16 protein-coding genes are annotated in these 18,117 nt (G+C 72.2%); 4 read left to right on the forward strand and 12 right to left on the reverse strand.

From position 1 onward, the window contains the following. Positions 1-127: 127 nt before the first annotated feature. Both ACYVMZ_RS15115 and ACYVMZ_RS15120 read right to left on the reverse strand, forming a co-directional pair. Positions 128-1,312, reverse strand: a complete 1,185-nt coding sequence (locus tag ACYVMZ_RS15115) for a glutathionylspermidine synthase family protein (RefSeq protein WP_461079691.1) — start codon at positions 1,310-1,312, stop codon at positions 128-130. Positions 1,313-1,354: 42 nt separating this feature from the next. Beyond that, complete coding sequence (locus tag ACYVMZ_RS15120; protein ID WP_461079693.1) at positions 1,355-1,726, reverse strand: hypothetical protein; 372 nt, start codon at positions 1,724-1,726, stop codon at positions 1,355-1,357. 153 nt (positions 1,727-1,879) lie between these two features. Here ACYVMZ_RS15120 and ACYVMZ_RS15125 point away from each other — a divergent pair, with 153 nt between their 5' ends. Continuing rightward, on the forward strand, positions 1,880-2,731 hold the full coding sequence (locus ACYVMZ_RS15125; RefSeq protein WP_461080048.1) for a DMT family protein: 852 nt from the start codon (positions 1,880-1,882) through the stop codon (positions 2,729-2,731). Positions 2,732-2,906: 175 nt separating this feature from the next. Here the strand turns inward: ACYVMZ_RS15125 and pdxR are convergent, their stop codons facing one another. Further along, positions 2,907-4,292 carry a MocR-like pyridoxine biosynthesis transcription factor PdxR gene (gene pdxR, locus ACYVMZ_RS15130; protein WP_461079695.1) on the reverse strand — a complete coding sequence of 462 codons (1,386 nt, stop codon included), beginning with the start codon at positions 4,290-4,292 and terminating at the stop codon, positions 2,907-2,909. A gap of 47 nt (positions 4,293-4,339) precedes the next feature. On the opposite strand from pdxR, the gene ACYVMZ_RS15135 reads away from it, so the two are divergent. From ACYVMZ_RS15135 to ACYVMZ_RS15145, 3 genes are read left to right on the forward strand one after another with little or no spacing between them, the layout of a single operon-like run. Further along, positions 4,340-4,849 (forward strand): carboxymuconolactone decarboxylase family protein, encoded by a 510-nt coding sequence (locus tag ACYVMZ_RS15135; protein ID WP_461079697.1) that lies wholly within the window; start codon positions 4,340-4,342, stop codon positions 4,847-4,849. Beyond that, the gene (locus tag ACYVMZ_RS15140; protein WP_461079699.1) at positions 4,846-5,292 is read left to right on the forward strand and encodes a carboxymuconolactone decarboxylase family protein; all 447 of its coding nucleotides are present in this window, start codon (positions 4,846-4,848) and stop codon (positions 5,290-5,292) included. Before ACYVMZ_RS15135 ends, ACYVMZ_RS15140 begins: the two co-directional genes overlap by 4 nt. Beyond that, on the forward strand, positions 5,289-6,008 hold the full coding sequence (locus tag ACYVMZ_RS15145) for an isocitrate lyase/PEP mutase family protein (RefSeq protein WP_461079701.1): 720 nt from the start codon (positions 5,289-5,291) through the stop codon (positions 6,006-6,008). Before ACYVMZ_RS15140 ends, ACYVMZ_RS15145 begins: the two co-directional genes overlap by 4 nt. A 3-nt stretch (positions 6,009-6,011) precedes the next feature. Here the strand turns inward: ACYVMZ_RS15145 and ACYVMZ_RS15150 are convergent, their stop codons facing one another. From ACYVMZ_RS15150 to ACYVMZ_RS15190, 9 genes are all read right to left on the reverse strand, one after another. Further along, complete coding sequence (locus ACYVMZ_RS15150; RefSeq protein WP_461079703.1) at positions 6,012-6,959, reverse strand: ABC transporter substrate-binding protein; 948 nt, start codon at positions 6,957-6,959, stop codon at positions 6,012-6,014. A 1-nt stretch (position 6,960) separates the two neighbouring features. Next, positions 6,961-8,910 (reverse strand): ABC transporter permease, encoded by a 1,950-nt coding sequence (locus ACYVMZ_RS15155; RefSeq protein WP_461079705.1) that lies wholly within the window; start codon positions 8,908-8,910, stop codon positions 6,961-6,963. Further along, complete coding sequence (locus ACYVMZ_RS15160) at positions 8,910-10,049, reverse strand: quaternary amine ABC transporter ATP-binding protein (protein ID WP_461079707.1); 1,140 nt, start codon at positions 10,047-10,049, stop codon at positions 8,910-8,912. Before ACYVMZ_RS15160 ends, ACYVMZ_RS15155 begins: the two co-directional genes overlap by 1 nt. Then, on the reverse strand, positions 10,049-11,578 hold the full coding sequence (locus ACYVMZ_RS15165; RefSeq protein ID WP_461079709.1) for a GMC family oxidoreductase: 1,530 nt from the start codon (positions 11,576-11,578) through the stop codon (positions 10,049-10,051). Before ACYVMZ_RS15165 ends, ACYVMZ_RS15160 begins: the two co-directional genes overlap by 1 nt. A gap of 112 nt (positions 11,579-11,690) precedes the next feature. Beyond that, positions 11,691-13,211 (reverse strand): aldehyde dehydrogenase family protein, encoded by a 1,521-nt coding sequence (locus tag ACYVMZ_RS15170; protein ID WP_461079711.1) that lies wholly within the window; start codon positions 13,209-13,211, stop codon positions 11,691-11,693. A 298-nt stretch (positions 13,212-13,509) separates the two neighbouring features. Further along, positions 13,510-14,499: a malate dehydrogenase gene (locus tag ACYVMZ_RS15175; RefSeq protein WP_461079713.1), complete on the reverse strand. Its 990-nt coding sequence runs from the start codon at positions 14,497-14,499 to the stop codon at positions 13,510-13,512. Positions 14,500-14,869: 370 nt separating this feature from the next. Continuing rightward, the gene (locus ACYVMZ_RS15180) at positions 14,870-16,120 is read right to left on the reverse strand and encodes a helix-turn-helix domain-containing protein (protein WP_461079715.1); all 1,251 of its coding nucleotides are present in this window, start codon (positions 16,118-16,120) and stop codon (positions 14,870-14,872) included. 579 nt (positions 16,121-16,699) lie between these two features. Beyond that, a complete protein-coding gene (locus ACYVMZ_RS15185) occupies positions 16,700-17,179 on the reverse strand; it encodes a DUF3017 domain-containing protein (protein ID WP_461079717.1) in 480 nt (159 codons plus the stop codon). Beyond that, positions 17,169-18,023 (reverse strand): bifunctional methylenetetrahydrofolate dehydrogenase/methenyltetrahydrofolate cyclohydrolase, encoded by an 855-nt coding sequence (locus ACYVMZ_RS15190; protein WP_461079719.1) that lies wholly within the window; start codon positions 18,021-18,023, stop codon positions 17,169-17,171. Before ACYVMZ_RS15190 ends, ACYVMZ_RS15185 begins: the two co-directional genes overlap by 11 nt. Positions 18,024-18,117: the final 94 nt, after the last annotated feature.

Below are 18,117 nucleotides of genomic sequence, written 5' to 3' on the forward strand. Positions count from 1 at the left end.
AGGTGTTCCATGGGTGCCCCGGCGGCACAGTCATGGCCGAAAGGTCCCGACGCCGCGTGCGGCAATACGAGACGTTCGTATCGCACGAGTCCTGTGCGAGGTCGCGACATGTGGAGGATTCCACGCCTCAGAGGATCACGTGCGGCAGGAAGCGTGCGTACTCGTCCGTCACCAGGCCCGAGGACTCGCGGATGCCGAGGCCGGCCGACTCGTTCTCCACGACCCAGGTGCCGAGGACGACGTGGTTGCCGTCGAAGGTGGGCAGGGGGGCCAACTGCTGGTAGCAGCAGGGGTCCTCACGGGTGACGGGGGCACCGCCCGGCTCGTGGACCGTCACACCGGCTCCCTCGCGGCCGAGGAGGGGCTTGGCGACGTAGCCGTGGGTCGTGGCCAGGTCGCGCGGGCCGTCGAGGTAGGCGGGGAGCAGGTTGGGGTGGTCCGGGTACAGCTCCCAGAGGATCGCCAGGAGGGCCTTGTTGCTCAGCAGCATCTTCCAGGCCGGTTCGATCCACAGGGTGGTGCCCGTGCCGCCGCCGTTGTCGAGGGTGTCGAGGACGTGGCCGGCGAAGCGGTCGGTGGTGAGCCACTCCCAGGGGTAGAGCTTGAAGATGCTGCGGATGAAGCGGAGTTTGGTGTCCACGAAGCGGCCGGAGAGGCGGTCCCAGCCGATCTCCTCCATGGAGATCCAGTCGGTGGCGAGGCCGGCCTGCTCGGCGGTCTCCTTCAGGTAGGCGACCGTCATCAGGTCCTCGCCGAGTTCGTCGGCCGAGGAGTGCGCGAAGTACAGGGGGCCGCCGGGCGGGAGGAGGGTGGCCTGCTTCTTCCAGGCGTCGATCAGGCGTTCGTGGAGAGAGTTCCACTGGTCGGCGCCGGGGAAGCGTTCCTCCATCCAGAACCACTGGGGGGAAGCGGCCTCGACGAGAGACGTGGGGGTGTCGGCGTTGTACTCGAGGAGCTTGGCCGGGCCGGTGCCGTCGTAGCGGAGGTCGAAGCGGCCGTAGACGGAGGGGAGTTCGGCGCGGCGGTGCCAGGCCTCGGCGATCGCACGGGCCAGGCGCGGGTCGGTGATGCCGAGGTCGGCGAAGCGGTCGGCGGTGACGATGTGGTCGGCGGCCGCCAGGCACATGCGGTGGAGTTCCTCGACGACCTCCTCCAGCGCCTCGACCTCCTCCAGGGTGAAGACGTAGTAGGCGCTCTCGTCCCAGTAGGGGCGCAGGGAGCCGTCGGGGTAGCGGGTGAGGGGGTAGATGAGGCCCTGTTCCTCGACGGTCTGCTGCCAGCCGGGGCGGGGGTCGATGGTGCGGCGTTCCATGGCGTGGTCCGAGTGTGTCCTGGTCCGTCCTCCGGCGTCCGCTCAGCCGCCGCCGCTGCCGGAGCCCTCGCAGCCGAAGCCGCCCCGGTCGACGGCCTCGCTGCGGCTGAAGGTGCCGTGGTCGGCGTAGCCGCCGCTGACGTCGGCGTCGTAGTACCAGGCGGCGTCCATGTCCTTGCCGGTGCCGGTCCTGCCGGTCTTCTTGCGGCCCTTGCCGTAGGAGGTGCCGGAGGAGCCCGACGACTTGCAGTTCTTGTCGGCGACGATCTTGAAGCCGTTGATGTAGTCGTAGCTGTCCCGGTCCACGCAGCGCCGGTCCGGTTCGGAGCCGCACGACGTCAGGGCCGCCGCCAGGACTCCCATGCCGCCGAGCACCACCGTGCTCGAGCGCAGCCGTCGCCGTGTCTCTGCCATGTCCGTGTCTCCCCGTGGTGGTGCTGCCTGATCCGCGCGTCCGGCCTCTGCCTCACCGGCCTGCGAGCGGCCAGCCTAGAGATCGGTGAGAGTGCGCGCGCAAGAGCCCCCGGCCCACACCCCCTCCCCTACTGTCGATTTGTGATCTTTGGAATGGTGTGCGCCCTTGGTGCGGCGGTCTGCTACGGCACGGCGACGGTGCTGCAGGCGATGGCCGCGCGGACGGCGGCGGCGACCGGGCCGCGCGGGGACGCGGCGCTGCTGTGGCGGGCGGTGCGGCAGTGGCGGTATCTCGCCGGGCTCGCCCTGGACGGGCTGGGCTTCCTGCTGCAGATCGCCGCGCTGCGGTCGGTGCCGATCTACGCCGTGGGGGCGGCGCTGGCCGCCAGCCTGGCGGTGACGGCGGTGGTGGCGGCGCGGCTGCTGCGCGTACGGCTGAGCCGGGTGGAGTGGGCCGCGGTGGCGGTGGTGTGCGCCGGGCTGGCGCTGCTGGGGCCGGCGTCCGGGGCGGAGGGTGACCGGGCCGGGTCGGCCGCGCTGAAGTGGGCGGTGCTGAGCACGGCGGCCGGTGTGCTGCTGCTCGGCGGGGCGGGCGGGCGGCTTCCGGAGCGGGGGCGGGCGCTCACCCTTGGGCTGGGCGCGGGGTTCGGGTTCGGGGTCGTCGAGGTGGCGGTCCGGCTCGTCGGCGGCCTCACGCCCGGCGTGCTGCTGGCCGACCCGGCGGCGTACGCGCTGCTGCTCGGAGGCGGGGCCGCCTTCCTGCTGCTGACCTCGGCGCTGCAACGCGGCTCGGTGGCGGCGGCGACGGCCGGGATGGTGCTCGGGGAGACGATCGGGCCCGCGCTGGTCGGCGTGGTGTGGCTCGGGGACCGTACGCGCCCGGGGCTGGGCTGGGTGGCGGTGCTCGGGTTCGCGGTGGCGGTGGTGGGCTCGCTGGCACTGGCGCGCTTCGGGGAGGCGCCGGCGGAGCCCCACGGCGGCTCGGCTCGCCCGGCCCCGGGATGACCCGGAACTCCCCGGAGGTCCGGGATGACCCGGAGGTCCCCGGAACTCCCCGGAGGTCCGGGAAAGGCCACACCGAGCTCCCGCTCGGCCTCGGCGATCTCCATCTCGGTGAGGGGCGGCTGGGTCACGGGGCGAGACCCGAGCCGTGCCCTTCAGAGAGGCGCGCGACCGGCGCCTAGGGAAGCGCCTTGCACAGCGCCTCCAGCGTCCCCGCCCAGGCGTGGTCCGGTGGGGTGGCGTAGCCGACGACCAGGGCGTCCACGGGGTCGACCGCGGCGGACGGGTGGCGGTAGCCGGACAGGCCGTGCACGGCCAGGCCCTGCCAGGTGGCCGCCCGGACGACGGACTGCTCGGTGCCCGGCGGGAGATGGAGGACGGCGTGCAGGCCTGCCGCGATGCCGCCGACCCGTACCTCCGGTGCCCGGGTCGCGAGCGCCGCGACGAGGGCGTCGCGGCGGCGCCGGTAGCGCAGGCGGGCGGCGCGGACGTGACGGTCGTAGGCGCCGGAGGTGAGGAACTCGGCGAGGGTCAGCTGGTCGAGGACGCCCGGCGACCGGCCGCCGCCGAGCCGGGCGACCTCCCGCACCAGGGACGGTGGCAGGACCATCCAGCCCAGGCGCAGCCCCGGGGCGAGGGACTTGCTGGCCGTGCCCAGGTACACCACATGGTCCGGTTCGAGGTCCTGCAGCGCGCCCACGGGCTGGCGGTCGTAGCGGAACTCGCCGTCGTAGTCGTCCTCCAGGATCAGCCCGCCGGTGCGGCGCGCCCAGTCGACAGCGGCGGCGCGGCGCTCGGGGCGCAGGGCGCCGCCCATCGGGAACTGGTGGGCCGGGTTGAGCAGGACGGCCCGTGCGCCACCCAGGTCTTCCAGGCGGGGGCCGAGCGCGTCGAACGGCAGCGGGACGGTGCGCAGGCCGACGCGTTCGACGAGGTTCCAGTGCTCGTCCAGGCCGTACGGCTCCACGGCCAGGGTGCGCAGGCCGCGGGCGTGCAGCGCCTCGCCGAGCAGCTGCAGTCCGTGCGCGAACCCGGAGCACACGACGATCCTCTCGGGGTCGGTGCGTACGCCCCGCGCCCGGGCGAGGTAGTCGGCGAGCGCGGTGCGCAGTTCGATGCGGCCCCGCCCGTCGCCGTAGCCGAGGGCGTCGTTCGGGGCCGCGGCGAGGGCCCGGCGGGCGGCCTTGAGCCACTCGGTGCGCGGGAAGGAGGCGAGGTCGGGGGTGCCCGGGATGAGGTTGTACGGCAGTCGGCCGGGCTCACGGCGGGGACCGGCCGGCCGGGTCGGCGGCCGGGGCACGGCCCGCTCGGCGACCCGCGTGCCCGAGCCCTGCCGGGCGGTGAGCCAGCCCTCGGCGACCAGGTCGGCGTAGGCGTCGGCGACCGTGTTGCGGGCGATGCCCAGGTCGGCGGCGAGCGCGCGGGAGGAGGGGAGCCGGGTGCCGGGGGCCAGCCGGCCGGAGCGGACCGCCTCGCGCAGGGCGTCGGTCAGGCCCCGGCGCAGGCCCGGGCCGCTCGGTTCCAGATGCAGGTCGATGCCCAAAGTGGCCCAGGGTTTCGCCATGGAAATGGACCATACTCCTGGGCTGCTTCGCTCCTACCGTCGAGGGCATGACGGCGAACACAGAGGAGAACACGACCGTGGAGTACGCCCGCGAACTCACCCCGCGCCTGCAATGGGCCAAGCTCGCCCCCGACGTCTACAAGGCGATGATCCGCCTCGACACGGCGGCCAGGCAGGGGCTCGACCACAAGCTGTACGAGCTGGTGAAGATCCGGGCCTCGCAGATCAACCACTGCGCCTTCTGCATCGACATGCACACCAAGGACGCGCTCGCGGCCGACGAGAGCGTGGAGCGGATCCTCCAGCTCAGCGCCTGGGACGAGTCGCGGCACTTCTACACGGAGAAGGAGCTCGCGGCGCTGGAGCTGACCGAGGCGGTGACCGTGCTGACGGACGGCTTCGTGCCGGACGAGGTGTACGAGAAGGCCGCCAAGCACTTCGAGGAGGCCGAGCTGGCCCAGTTGATCTCCGCGATCGCGGTGATCAACGCGTGGAACCGGTTCGGTGTGACCTGCCGTATGACCCCGGGCCACTACCAGCCGGGGCAGCACAAGTGACGGTTCGCACGACTCTCCTCGACCCCGCGGTCGCCCAGGCCATGTCCGCGCTCAGCGCGACCGCCAAGAAGGGGCTCGGCGACCCCGCCCTCGCCGAGCTCGTGGTGATCCGGGCCTCGCAGCTCAACCACTGCGCGTTCTGCCTCGACATGCATCTCGCCCTGGCCCGCCAGTACGGGGTGAGCGAGCGGCAGCTCGATCTGCTGGCCGCGTGGGAGGAGGCCGAGGAGGTCTTCGACGAGCGGGAGCGGGCCGCGCTGGCGCTGACGGAGGCGGTGACGGTCCTGACGGACGGTTTCGTGCCGGACGAGGTGTACGAGAAGGCCGCCAAGCACTTCGACGACGTCCGGCTGGCCCACCTCGTCGGGCTGGTCGTCGCCATCAACAACTGGAACCGGGTGATGGTCGGCCGCCGGATCCCGCCGGGGGGTCATACGCCGTGAGCAAGGTCGAGACGTTCCGAAGGCTGCACCACCACCGGGCACCCGGCGACCCCCTCGTCCTGCCCGGCCCCTGGGACGCGGCCAGTGCCCGCGTCTTCGCCGAGGCCGGGTTCCCGGCGCTCGCGACGCCCAGCGCCGGGGTCGCCGCCTCCCTCGGCTACGAGGACGGGCGGACCCCGGCCGACGAGATGTTCGCGGCAATCGCGCGGATCGCACGGGCCGTGGACGTGCCGGTGTCGGCGGATGTGGAGGGCGGATACGGGCTCCCGCCGAAGGAGCTCGTGGAGCGGCTGCTGGAGGCGGGCGTCGTGGGCTGCAACCTCGAGGACTCGGTCGACGGGGCCCTGAAGGACCCGCGCGAGCATGCCGACTGGCTCGCCGAGGTGCGGTCGGCGGCGGCCGACCGGCTCTTCGTCAACGCGCGCGTCGACACGTTCGTCCGCGGGGTCGCCGATCCCGACCGGGCCATCGAGCGGGCCGCGTTGTACGTCGCCGCCGGTGCCGACTGCGTGTACCCGATCGACGCTCCGCCGGACGTCCTGCCCCTGCTGCGGGCCGGCATCGAGGGGCCGATCAATGTGGGCGCGCGGGTCGGCGAGGGCCCCTCGCCCGCCGAGCTGGGCGCGCGAGGGGCCACCAGGATCACCTTCGGTCCGGGATGGCAGCGGCGAGCCGCACAGGCACTGCGCGACATCGCCACCGGCCTGACGAAGTGAGCATCAGGACAGCCACTGTTTCCACGTCGACTCGTGGCTGTCCACCCACTTCTTCGCCGCCTCCTCCGGCGTCATCTTCTGGTCGGCGATCATCAGGGAGACCTCGTTCTGGTCCTCGGTGGTCCACTTGAACTTCTTGAGGAAGGCCGCCGCCTTGCCGCCGCCCTTCGCGAAGTCCGTGTTGAGGTACTTCTGCAGCGGCGTGTGCGGATAGGCGCAGGCGACCTTCTCCGGGTCGGCGTCGCAGCCCTCCTTGTACGGCGGCAGCTTCACCTCGGTCATCGGGACCTTCTTGAACAGCCACTGCGGCGAGTACCAGTAGGTCAGGAAGGGCTTCTTCTCCTTCGCGAACTGCCTGATCTGGGTGATCTGCGCGGCCTCGGACCCGGCGAACACCACCTGGTAGTCCAGCTTCAGGTTCTTCACCAGCGCCTTGTCGTTGGTGACGTAGGACGGCGAACCGTCCATCAGCTGGCCCTTGTCGCCGCTCTCGGCGGTGCGGAACAGGTGGGAGTACTTGTTGAGGTTCTTCCAGTCGGTGATGTCCGGGTGCTGCTCGGCGAGGTACGTCGGGACGTACCAGCCGATGTGCCCGGTGACGCCGAGGTCGCCGCCGCGCGTGATCGTCTTCTTGTCCTCGACGTAGCGCTTCTCCTGGTCGGGGTGGCCCCAGTCCTCCAGGATGGCGTCGACGCGGCCCTGGCTGAGCGCGTCCCAGGCGGGCACCTCGTCGACCTGGACGGTGTCGACGCGGTAGCCCAGCTTGTGCTCCAGCAGGTACTGGGCGACGGCCACGTTGGCCTGGGCACCCACCCAGGACTGCGTAGAGAGGGTCACGGTCTTCGCGCCCTGGGCGTTCGCGAACGGCGAGGCCTGCTTGGTCATGTCGGCGGCGCCGCAGCCGGTCAGCAGCAGAAGGGAGCCCACTACGGCAGTCGTACGAAGTCGCATGTCACGCTCCCTTCTTCGCACGGCGTTCGGTGGGCTGGGTCACCCGGTCGAGCATCAGGCCCAGGCAGACGATCGCCGCACCGGCCACCAGACCGGTCGCCAGGTCGCCCTGGGCGAGGCCGAAGACGACGTCGTAGCCGAGCGCGCCACCGCCGACCAGGCCGCCGATGATGACGACGGCGAGGACGAGCACCACGCCCTGGTTCACGGCGAGCAGCAGCGCCGGGCGGGCGAGCGGCAGCTGGACCTGCCGCAGCTGCTGCCAGCTGGTCGCGCCGAGCGAGCGGGACGACTCCAGGGCGGCCGGGTCGACCTGGCGCAGGCCCTGGGCGGTGATGCGGACGACGGCCGGGAGGGCGTAGACGATGGCCGCGGCCACGGCGGGGGCGCGGCCCACGCCGAAGAGGGCGACGACCGGGATCAGGTACACGAACTGCGGCATCGTCTGGAACACGTCCAGGACGGGACGCAGCAGCCGCTCGAAGCGGTCGCTGCGGGCCGCCGCGATGCCGGTCGCGACACCGACGACGAGGGTGACGGCGACGGCCGCGAGGACCTGCGAGAGCGTGTCGAGGGACGGCTTCCAGACTCCGAGGACGCCGATCGCGGCCATCGCGAGGACGGCGGTCAGCGCGGTGCGCCACGTGCCGATCAGCCAGGCCAGGGCGGTGACGATGAGCAGCACGGACCACCAGGGCAGCCACTGCAGGCCGTCGCGGATCGGGTCCAGCACCCAGGTGGTGAAGCGGCCCGCCCAGTCGGCGGTGCCGCCGACGACGGGGACGCCCGAGTACAGGTGCGCGGTCATCCAGTCGACGGCGCGGTTGACGGGCTCGGCGATGTTCACGACCCAGGCGTCCGGCCAGTCGAGCCGGCCCAGCAGGCGTCCGGCGACCGCGACGGCCGCGGCGGCGGCCAGGGCGTAGACCCAGCGCGCGCGGGCCTTGGGCTGCGGCGCCTCCCCGAGCCGGGCCCCGGCCGCGCCCGTCACCCGGTCCAGGACGACGGCCAGCAGCACGATCGGGATACCGGCGGCCAGCGCCGCGCCCACGTCGACCGACGCGAGCGCCTGGTAGACGCGGTCACCGAGGCCGCCCGCGCCGATGACCGACGCGATGACCGCCATGGACAGCGCCATCATGATCGTCTGGTTGACGCCGAGCAGGAGCTCCTTGCGGGCCAGCGGGATACGGGCGGTCAGCAGCCGCTGCCGGGCGGTGGCGCCGAGGGACTCGACGGCTTCGAGTACCTCCTTGTCGGCGCCGCGCAGGCCGAGCGCGGTGAGCCGGGCCATGGGCGGGGCGGCGTAGACGACGGTGGCCAGGACGGCCGCCGGGACGCCGATGCCGAAGACCAGCACGACCGGCAGGAGGTAGGCGAAGGCGGGCAGCACCTGCATGGTGTCCAGCACCGGGCGCAGCACGCGGTCCATCCGGTCGGACAGCCCGGCGGCGAGCCCCAGCAGGGCGCCTACGATCACCGACGCGACGACCGCGACCACCATCAGGGCGAGGGTCTGCATGGTCGGCACCCACATGCCGAGCAGACCGCAGGCGAGGAACGCGACGGCCGTGCCGAGCGCGAGCCGGACGCCCGCGACACGCCAGGCGACGAGGGCGCCCAGCGCCGTGACGCCCGCCCAGCCCGCGGCCAGCAGGGCGAGGTAGACGGCCCGTACGGCGATGACGACGACGTTGCTGACGTGGCCGAAGAAGTACAGGAACAGCGGGTGACTGTCCCGGTTGTCGATGATCCAGTCGCTGGTCCTCGCGAGCGGCTCGGAGACGTCCACGGTCAACGCGGCGGGCCAACTTCCGCTCGCCCAGCGGGCGTTCGCCAGCGGGACGAGGATCGCGGCCGCGAGGGCGAGCAGCAGCAGCTTGCGGACGGCCCGGTGCCTGAGGACGCCGGGCAGGCCGATGCGAGGGGCGGATGCGGTGATCGTCGCCATCAGACCGCCTCCTTGGGATGCTCCGTTCCGTCCACGACGGTCCGCTCCGTCCCGGTCGTGGCGGGCTGCCGGATTCCGGCCACGACGGGCTGTTCCGTCCCGGCGACGACGCCGAGCAGCGCGTCGGAGTCGACCACGCCCAGGCAGCGCCCGTGGTCCACCACACGGGCCGGCGCGCCCGCCCGGGCGACCGCCTCGATCGCCTCGGACACCGTCGCGTCGGGCCGGACCGCCGGGCCGCTGCCCGCCTCGTCCGCCGTCGCGCCGCGCATGGCCGTCCGCACGGTCATGACCTGCTCGCGCGGGACGTCCCGGACGAACTCGCGGACGTAGTCGTCGGCGGGCGAGCCCACGATCTCCTCGGGGGTGCCGAGCTGCACGACACGGCCGTCGCGCATGAGGGCGATGCGGTCGCCCAGCTTCAGCGCCTCGTTCAGGTCGTGGGTGATGAAGACCATCGTGCGGCCCTCCTCGCGGTGCAGCCGGACGACCTCCTCCTGCATGTCGCGCCGGATGAGGGGGTCGAGCGCGCTGAACGGCTCGTCGAAGAGGAGCACTTCGGGGTCGACGGCGAGTGCGCGGGCCAGCCCGACACGCTGCCGCTGGCCGCCGGAGAGCTGGCCCGGCCTGCGGTGCTCCATCCCCTCCAGGCCGACCTTGGCGACGACCTCGGCGGCCCGCTCGCGCCGCTCGGACCTGCCCATGCCCTGGATCTCCAGGCCGTAGGCCACGTTGTCGAGGACGGTGCGGTGCGGCAGGAGCCCGAAGTGCTGGAAGACCATGGCGGCGCGGTGCCGGCGCAGTTCGCGCAGGCGTGCCCTGTCCATGGCGCGGACGTCCTCGCCGTCGATGGCGATGCTGCCCGCGGTCGGCTCGATCAGCCGGGTCAGACAGCGCACCAGCGTGGACTTGCCGGAGCCGGACAGGCCCATGACGACGAAGACCTCGCCCTTGCGCACGTCGAAGCTGACGTCCCGCACGGCGGCCGTGCAGCCGGTACGGGCGCGCAGCTCGGCGGGGTCGAGGCCGGCGAGCTCGGGGGCGCCGGGGATCCGGCCGGCCTTGGGGCCGAAGACCTTCCACAGGCCCTCGACGGAGAAGACGGGCGTGTTCGCGGTGGTCTCGGTGACCGTACTCATCACGCACCACCCCCGATCAGGTCGGCGGCCCTCTCCCCGACCATGAGCACGCCGATCATCGGGTTCACGGCGGTCATGGTCGGGAACACGGAGGCGTCGGCGACGCGGATGCCCTCCAGGCCGCGGATCCTGAGCTCCGGGTCGACCACGGCCAGTTCGTCGGAGGCGGCGCCCATCTTGCAGGTGCCCGCCGGGTGGTACACGGTGTGCGCGACCTTGCGGGCGTACTCGCTGAGCTCCTCGTCGCCCGTGACGTCCGGGCCGGGGCACACCTCGCGCTTGAGCCAGCCGGCCAGCGGCTCGGTCTTCGCGATCTCCCGGGCGATCCTGATGCCGTCGACGAGGGTGCGGCCGTCGTAGTCGTCCTCGTCGGTGAAGTAGCGGAAGTCGAGCGCGGGCTTGACCGACGGGTCGGCGCTGGTCAGGTAGAGGCGGCCGCGGCTCTTCGGCTTGGGGATGTTCGGGGTCATCGAGACGCCGAACTCCGGCCGCTCGTAGCCCAGTCGCTCCGGGTTGTCCGTGAACGGGATCTGGTAGAAGTGGAACATCAGGTCGGGGCCCGCGTGTTCGGGATCGCGGCGCACGAACAGGCCCGCGTCGGAGTCCATCGCGGAGTTCTCCGGGATGGGGCCGTGGGTCTCCCAGACGATCACCGATTCGGGGTGGTCGAGCAGGTTCTCGCCGACGCCGGGCAGGTCGTGCGCGACGGGTATGCCGAGTGCCTCGAGGTCCTTGCGAGGACCGATGCCGGAGTGCAGCAGCAGCCGCGGCGAGTCGACGGCGCCCGCGCACAGCAGCACCTCGTTGCGGGCACGGACGAGGATCTCCTCGCCGTCCTTCGTACGGACGTGGACGCCCTCGGCGCGCGTGCCGTTCAGCTCCAGTTCGTACGCCCAGGTCTCCAGGAAGATGCGGAGGTTGGGCCGCTCGTCCATCACCGGGTGCAGGTACGCCACCGACGCCGACGAGCGCTTGTTGTCCTCGGGGTGGTAGGCGAGGTCGAAGAAGCCGACGCCCTCGCTGAACGGCTTCTTGTTGAAGCCCTCGATGCGCGGCACGCCGAGCGCGGTCTGGGCGGCGTCGACGAAGTCGCGGGCGATGGCGTTCCGGTCCTTCTCGTCGACCGGGACGATGTTGTTGAGCAGGCGGGCGTAGTACGCCTCCATCTGCACCGCGCCCCAGCCCTTGGCGCCGGCCGCCTCCCACTCGTCCCAGTCGGACGGCAGCGGCTTGAACGCGATCAGGGTGTTGTGCGAGGAGCAGCCGCCGAGGACGCGGGCGCGGCTGTGCCGGATGTGCGAGTTGCCGCGCGGCTGCTCGGTGGTGGGGTAGTCGTAGTCGAGGTCGCCGCCGAGCAGACCCATCCAGCGGCGCAGGGTCAGCACGTCGTCGCGGCCGACGTCGCTGGGGCCGCCCTCGATGACGGCGACGGTGACGTCCGGGTTCTCGGTCAGACGGGAGGCGATGACGGAGCCTGCGGTGCCACCGCCTATGACGACGTAGTCGAACTCGTGGGTGTGATCGGGCATGGGAGTGGTACTCCAGAGGGGGACTCGGACAGGTGGGGTGGAGTGCTGCGGGACGGGTGGTGTGCTTCTCGGGGATCCGACGCGTGGGGGTGCTGCACTCGGCGGGGGCGGCTCAGCCCGCGAACCACCGCACCGGCTTCGGCGCGAGGTTCTGGTAGACGTGCTTGGTCTCGCGGTACTCGGCGAGCCCGGCGGGACCGAGCTCGCGGCCCACTCCGCTCTTGCCGAAGCCGCCCCACTCCGCCTGCGGGAGGTAGGGGTGGAAGTCGTTGATCCAGACGGTGCCGTGCCTCAGGCGGCCCGCGACCCTGCGCGCCCGGCCCGCGTCGGCGGTCCAGACGGCGCCCGCGAGCCCGTACTCGGTGTCGTTGGCGAGGGCGACGGCCTCGTCCTCGGTACGGAAGGTCTCGACGGTGAGGACCGGCCCGAAGACCTCCTCCCGTACGACGCGCATCTCGCGGTGGCAGTGGTCGAGGACGGTCGGCTCGTAGAAGTAGCCGCTCTCCGGGCGCTGCGGGGACGGCTCGGGGCGCTTGCCGCCGGAGCGCAGTACGGCGCCCTCCCGCAGCGCGGAGTCGACGTACGCCTCGACCTTCGCGCGGTGCTGCTCGGAGACGAGCGGCCCGCACTCGACGCCGTCCTCGGTGCCGCGGCCCAGGCGGATCTTCTGGGCCCTGCGGGCGAGTTCGGCGACGAAGCGGTCCCTGACGGATTCCTCGATGATGAGGCGGGCACCCGCCGAGCAGACCTGGCCGCTGTGGATGAAGGCCGCGTTGAGGGCCTGGTCGACGGCGGTGTCGAAGGCCTCGTCGGTGGCGCAGGCGTCGGCGAAGACGACGTTGGGGTTCTTGCCGCCGAGTTCGAGGGCGACCTTCTTCACGGTCGGGGCGGCTGCCTGGGCCACCTTCGTGCCGCTGGCGAGGCCGCCGGTGAAGGAGACGAGGTCCACGTCGGGGTGCTCGGCGAGGCGGGCGCCGACGGTGTGGCCGGGCCCGGTGACGATGTTGGCGACCCCGGCGGGCAGCCCGGCCTCGACCAGCAGCTCGATCAGCGCGACCGTCGACAGCGGCGTGATCTCGCTCGGCTTGATGACGAAGGTGTTGCCGGCGGCGAGGGCGGGCGCGACCTTCCAACTGGCCTGGAGCAGCGGGTAGTTCCAGGGCGTGATCATCGCGCAGACGCCAACGGGCTCGTGCACGACGACGCTGTGGATGTCGGGCGAGCCCGCGTCGACGACCCGGCCGGGAGACTCTCCGGCGACCAGGTCGGCGAAGTAGCGGAAGGCGTCGGCGACGCAGTCGACGTCGACGCGGCCCTCCTCGACGGTCTTGCCCGCGTCGCGGCTCTCCAGCAGACCGAGCGTCTCCCGGTCCCGCACGAGCAGGTCGGCGACGCGGCGCAGCAGCGCGGCACGCTCGGCGGCGGGCGTGCGCGGCCACTCACCCTCGTCGAAGGCGCGCCGGGCGGCGGCGACCGCCAGGTCGGTGTCCTTCTCGTCACCCTCCGCGACCACGGCGAACGGCAGGGCGTCCGCGGGGTCGAGGATCTCGCGCCTGGCGCCGGAGACGGCCGCTCGCCACTCCCCTCCCGCGTGAATGGTGGTGCGCGCCTGGAGTTCCGTACGTTCCGCCATGATCGGTGCTTGCCTTCCGTTCCTGTTCAGTGCCCCTGTGTCACACGCGTGTCACTCAAGGGACCGAGTGCGCCTGCCCGGGGACCCCGGATGCATGCGCGATCCGTGGCCGAAAGTGCGCTGTGTCACCGAACATGCGGGCAAAGAGGGCGAAATCGTACGTCGGTCAGCCCGCAGGAGAACGGTGAGTTCAGAAGTGGTTCGAGAAACGGCTGGACGGCCGTGACACGGCACAGGGCCCCGCTCCGGACGGAACCGGAACGGGGCCCTGCGCACAAGCCCGTGACGAGAGGAGGGCTCAGATGAGGCCGAGGCCGCGGACCGCCTCGCGCTCCTCCTCGAGCTCCTTGACGGAGGCGTCGATGCGGGCGCGGGAGAACTCGTTGATCTCCAGGCCCTGGACGATCTCGTACTTGCCGTCCTTGCAGGTGACCGGGAAGGAGGAGATCAGGCCCTCGGGGACGCCGTACGAACCGTCGGACGGGATGCCCATGGAGACCCAGTCGCCCTCCGGGGTGCCGTTGACCCAGGAGTAGATGTGGTCGATGGCGGCGTTGGCGGCGGAGGCCGCGGAGGAGGCGCCGCGGGCCTCGATGATCGCCGCACCGCGCTTGGCGACGGTCGGGATGAAGTCCTCGGCCAGCCACTTCTCGTCATTGACGACCTCGGCGGCGTTCTTGCCGGCGACCGTGGCGTGGAAGATGTCCGGGTACTGGGTGGCGGAGTGGTTGCCCCAGATCGTCAGCTTCTTGATCTCGGAGACCGGGACGCCGGTCTTCTTCGCCAGCTGGGTCAGGGCGCGGTTGTGGTCCAGCCGGGTCATCGCGGTGAACCGCTCGGCCGGTACGTCCGGCGCGGCCGCCTGCGCGATCAGCGCGTTGGTGTTGGCCGGGTTGCCGACGACGAGGACCTTGATGTCGTCCGCGGCGTGGGCGTTGATGGCCTGGCCCTGCGGCTTGAAGATGCCGCCGTTGGCCTCGAGGAGGTCACCGCGCTCCATGCCCTTCGTACGGGGCCGGGCGCCGACGAGGAGGGCGACGTTGGCGCCGTCGAAGGCGACGTTCGGGTCGTCGGTGATGTCGATGCCCTGGAGCAGCGGGAACGCGCAGTCGTCGAGCTCCATGGCGGTGCCCTCGGCGGCCTTGAGCGCCGGAGTGATCTCGAGCAGACGCAGCTTGACCGGCACGTCCGCGCCGAGCAGCTGGCCGGAGGCGATGCGGAAGAGCAGGGCGTAACCGATCTGGCCGGCCGCGCCGGTGACGGTGACGTTCACGGGAGTGCGGGTCATGGCGTTCTCCGTATGACAGCTGGCGGTGGGGCGTCCCTGCCCCGGACGTTTGATCGATCTCTTGGCGTCAAGAGAGATCGAGCGTCAGGCTATCGCGCATCCGTGATCCCGGACGGCCGGGCTGGTGTGGCCCACCCCACAGAACGCCCCGCCCCGCACACAAGAGGCGGCCGCCTGTCCGGGAGAGGAGGGACGAAGGCGGCCGCCGTGTGGGGGAACCGACCATGCCGGACTCCCGTGGGGGTACCTTCCGCCTGCCCCGCCCCGGCGGTCCCATTCCTGGGCGGGGGAAACTTTTTCCGGGGCTGGACGGGGTGGCGGCACCCCGCGGCGCTGCGCTGCGCAGCCCACCCCGCCCGCCCCGGACCAGCTACTCCGTGCACCCCTCCTGCCCGGACGCCAGAGCCACGCACGCCTTGGCCTCGGTCGCGTTCTTCACGGCCACCATCGGCGTGTACGCGATCGTGTCCCCGGCAACGGTGACGCTCCCGCTCTGCTTCGCCTTCCCGGCGGTCACCTGGACCTCGTCGCCCTGCGCTGCCTGGGTGACACGCCCCCAGGCCGCCCGGCAGGTCTCGCTGTAGCGGACCTCGACGACGGCCGTACCGACGGTCGCGGTCTTGGCCGTGGTGACCAGGTCACCGCTGCACCCCATGCTCTCCGCGTCCTTGCCGGTGCAGCTGTCCCCGCTGCACTTCACCCCGGCCGGCAGGTTCGGGTTCGCGCTGACGGTCGGCGAGGGCGACTGGGCGGCGCCCTTGTTCTTGTCGTCGCCGCCGCTCTCGGTGAGGTAGAACGCCCCGGCGACCACCACCAGCACGCCCACGACACCGGCGACGAACATCGTCATGCGCCCCTTGCCGTTCCGCCCGCGCGCTCGGCTGCGGGCGGCGTCCCGCGGCGGTTCGCCGTACGCCCCCGCCGCACGAGGCCCGGAGACCGGCCCCGAAGCCACACCGGCTCCGGAACCGGCACCGGCGCCGGCACGAGGACCCGTACCGGTACCGGAGCGCGAGCCGCCCGACGGCCATCCGCCCGACCCCGACGGCCCCGTGTGCCGGGAGACCCCCCAGGAGTTGGTCCCGGACGAGCCGTCCCGCCCGGCGTCCTCCCGTGCGTCCCGCCCGGCGTCCTCCCGTGCGTCCCGTACATCCCGTACGCCGCCCACCGAGTCCTGCACGTCCGATGCCGCCGGCTGCGCCGGCACCACGCCCGCGGGCCCGGCGACCCCGGGCGTGACCGTGGCGCTGCGGCCCTTGCGGGCGGTCCTGCCGCCCGCGGCGCCGGCCTGGGGCGCGCCGAACTCGCTGAGCGCCGCACGCGCCTGCGAGATCCGGATCGCCTCCATGGTCATGTCGTGCCGCATCTCCGAGCGGCTCCAGGCTCTCTCGGCGAGCTCCCACATGGTGGTCAGGTGCACCGGATTGGTCCCGGTGACCTCGGCCAGGGCGACGATCGCGCCCTTGGGCGCGAGCAGCCGGCCGTTCAGGTAACGCTCCCAGGACGTCTTGCTGTAACCCGTGCGGTCGGCCACCGACGCGATGCTCAGGCCACTGCGGTCCACGAGCCGCCGCAGCTGGCTGGTGAACTCCCTGATCTGCGGATCGAGTTCATCCGGCAAAGCCCTCCAACGAGGCATTGCTACCCCCCTCTTCCCCCCGGTTCGTGCTGGTATTTCCCCCGCGCATGGTGCCCGTCGCCGAGTCCCCGATCTGGCTACCCCATGGGATGCGCGCAGTCAGGATCTCAGTTCCCGGGGTGGGGGCGCACGGGAGCATCAGGGCCGCGGGCATGCACCGTTGCACGCCCGGCCACTCACGGTCCAGTGTCCCATCGGTAACCCCCTCCGCCGAACGGGACCACTGGTTGACGCACGGGACGCCCCGGACCGTCCCGATTGCCCACGCTAGCCCCGCCCTTGAACCACTTCGTGTCAAATCCGCAAACGTGTCAATACATCGACACACAGAAACCACATGTACGTACACAGGAACCCCAGGGGTCCCGCACACCCCGGCGCATGTCGGCGCACGCCGACTCGCGGGATGCGGGGGACGTAGCGGAACCGTCACTTCCGTGCCACAGCGCACTGACAGCCGTTGAACAGCCGGTTCTCGGTGCAGGAGGGTTGTTCCAGCGGCGGCCCGTCCTCCCACGGGGGTGGGGACGGGCCGCCGTGCGGCTCGGCGCCGGCGACGGGCTAATTACTGACCGTGAAGTGCAGGGTGTCCTTCAGGAACGGCAGTTCCAGCCACGGTCTCGGCTGCGCCATCAACGCCAGCAGGACGATCGCCAGGCCCAGTCCGCCGTACGTGACGATGTCCGTGAAGCGGGAGCGGACGGCGAGCATGCCGACGCCGGGCAGCAGCCAGCGCAGCACGGCACCCGCCAGCAGCGCGGTCCCGATCAGGAGCGTGCCGATCCGGAAGGCGTCGAGCGCGGTCACCAGCAGGCCGAGCCCGACCAGGAGCAGCACCGCGAGGATCGGCCACTGCCGGGCGGGCGCGGGGGCGTCACTGGGCGCGGCCCGGCCGCCGCCCTCGGGGCGCGCGGTGTCCTTGGTGAACAGCGGGAAGCGGCGCGTGGTCCGGCGCGGCCGGCCCTCGGCGTCGGGCGCGCTGACCGGGTCGCGGACCGTGATCTCCTCGGGGCCGCCCTCGGGCCTGTCCTCAGCCGACACTGCGCTCCGCCGCCTCGACCACGTTGACGAGCAGCTGCGCGCGGGTCATCGGGCCGACCCCGCCGGGGTTCGGGGAGAGCCAGCCGGCGACCTCGGCGACGTCCGGGTGGACATCACCCACGATCTTGCCCTCGGCGCCGCGGGAGACGCCGACGTCGAGGACGGCCGCGCCCGGCTTGACGTCCTCGGGCCGGATCAGGTGGGCGGAGCCGGCCGCGGCGATGATGATGTCGGCGCGCTTGAGGTGCGCCGACAGGTCGCGGGTGCCGGTGTGGCACTGGGTCACCGTGGCGTTCTCGCTACGGCGGGTCAGCAGCAGCGGCATCGGACGCCCGATGGTCACGCCACGGCCGACGACGACGACCTCGGCGCCCTTGATCTCCACGCCGTAGCGGCGCAGCAGCGTCAGCACACCGTTCGGGGTACAGGGCAGCGGGGCCGGCTCGTTCAGCACCAGGCGCCCGAGGTTCATCGGGTGCAGGCCGTCGGCGTCCTTGTCCGGGTCCATCAGCTCGAGGATGCGGTTCTCGTCGATGCCCTTGGGCAGCGGCAGTTGGACGATGTAGCCGGTGCAGGCCGGGTCCTCGTTGAGCTCGCGGACGACCGCCTCGATCTCCTCCTGCGTGGCCGTGGCCGGCAGCTCGCGCTGGATGGAGGCGATGCCGACCTGGGCGCAGTCGCGGTGCTTGCCGGCGACGTACTTCTGGCTGCCGGGGTCGTCCCCGACCAGGATCGTGCCGAGGCCGGGCGTGACGCCCTTCTCCTTCAGCGCCGCCACGCGGGCGGTCAGCTCGGACTTGATCTCGGCTGCGGTGGCCTTGCCATCGAGAATCTGGGCGGTCATGGTCCCATCCTCGCGGATGACCGGGTCCCGGTTCCAATCCGGGCCCGATCCGGGCGGCACGGGGGCCGTCCCGTGCCCGTTCCCCCCGTGTGCG

The organism is Streptomyces deserti (genome assembly GCF_054782695.1).

What these genes read in the sequence shown, in the direction of transcription:
- ACYVMZ_RS15115 (WP_461079691.1), bottom strand. Translation starts at nt 1,312, where the DNA reads ATGGAACGCCGCACCATCGACCCCCGCCCCGGCTGGCAGCAGACCGTC.
- ACYVMZ_RS15120 (WP_461079693.1), bottom strand. Translation starts at nt 1,726, where the DNA reads ATGGCAGAGACACGGCGACGGCTGCGCTCGAGCACGGTGGTGCTCGGC.
- ACYVMZ_RS15125 (WP_461080048.1), top strand. Translation starts at nt 1,880, where the DNA reads ATGGTGTGCGCCCTTGGTGCGGCGGTCTGCTACGGCACGGCGACGGTG.
- pdxR (WP_461079695.1), bottom strand. Translation starts at nt 4,292, where the DNA reads ATGGCGAAACCCTGGGCCACTTTGGGCATCGACCTGCATCTGGAACCG.
- ACYVMZ_RS15135 (WP_461079697.1), top strand. Translation starts at nt 4,340, where the DNA reads ATGACGGCGAACACAGAGGAGAACACGACCGTGGAGTACGCCCGCGAA.
- ACYVMZ_RS15150 (WP_461079703.1), bottom strand. Translation starts at nt 6,959, where the DNA reads ATGCGACTTCGTACGACTGCCGTAGTGGGCTCCCTTCTGCTGCTGACC.
- ACYVMZ_RS15155 (WP_461079705.1), bottom strand. Translation starts at nt 8,910, where the DNA reads ATGGCGACGATCACCGCATCCGCCCCTCGCATCGGCCTGCCCGGCGTC.
- ACYVMZ_RS15160 (WP_461079707.1), bottom strand. Translation starts at nt 10,049, where the DNA reads ATGAGTACGGTCACCGAGACCACCGCGAACACGCCCGTCTTCTCCGTC.
- ACYVMZ_RS15165 (WP_461079709.1), bottom strand. Translation starts at nt 11,578, where the DNA reads ATGCCCGATCACACCCACGAGTTCGACTACGTCGTCATAGGCGGTGGC.
- ACYVMZ_RS15170 (WP_461079711.1), bottom strand. Translation starts at nt 13,211, where the DNA reads ATGGCGGAACGTACGGAACTCCAGGCGCGCACCACCATTCACGCGGGA.
- ACYVMZ_RS15175 (WP_461079713.1), bottom strand. Translation starts at nt 14,499, where the DNA reads ATGACCCGCACTCCCGTGAACGTCACCGTCACCGGCGCGGCCGGCCAG.
- ACYVMZ_RS15190 (WP_461079719.1), bottom strand. Translation starts at nt 18,023, where the DNA reads ATGACCGCCCAGATTCTCGATGGCAAGGCCACCGCAGCCGAGATCAAG.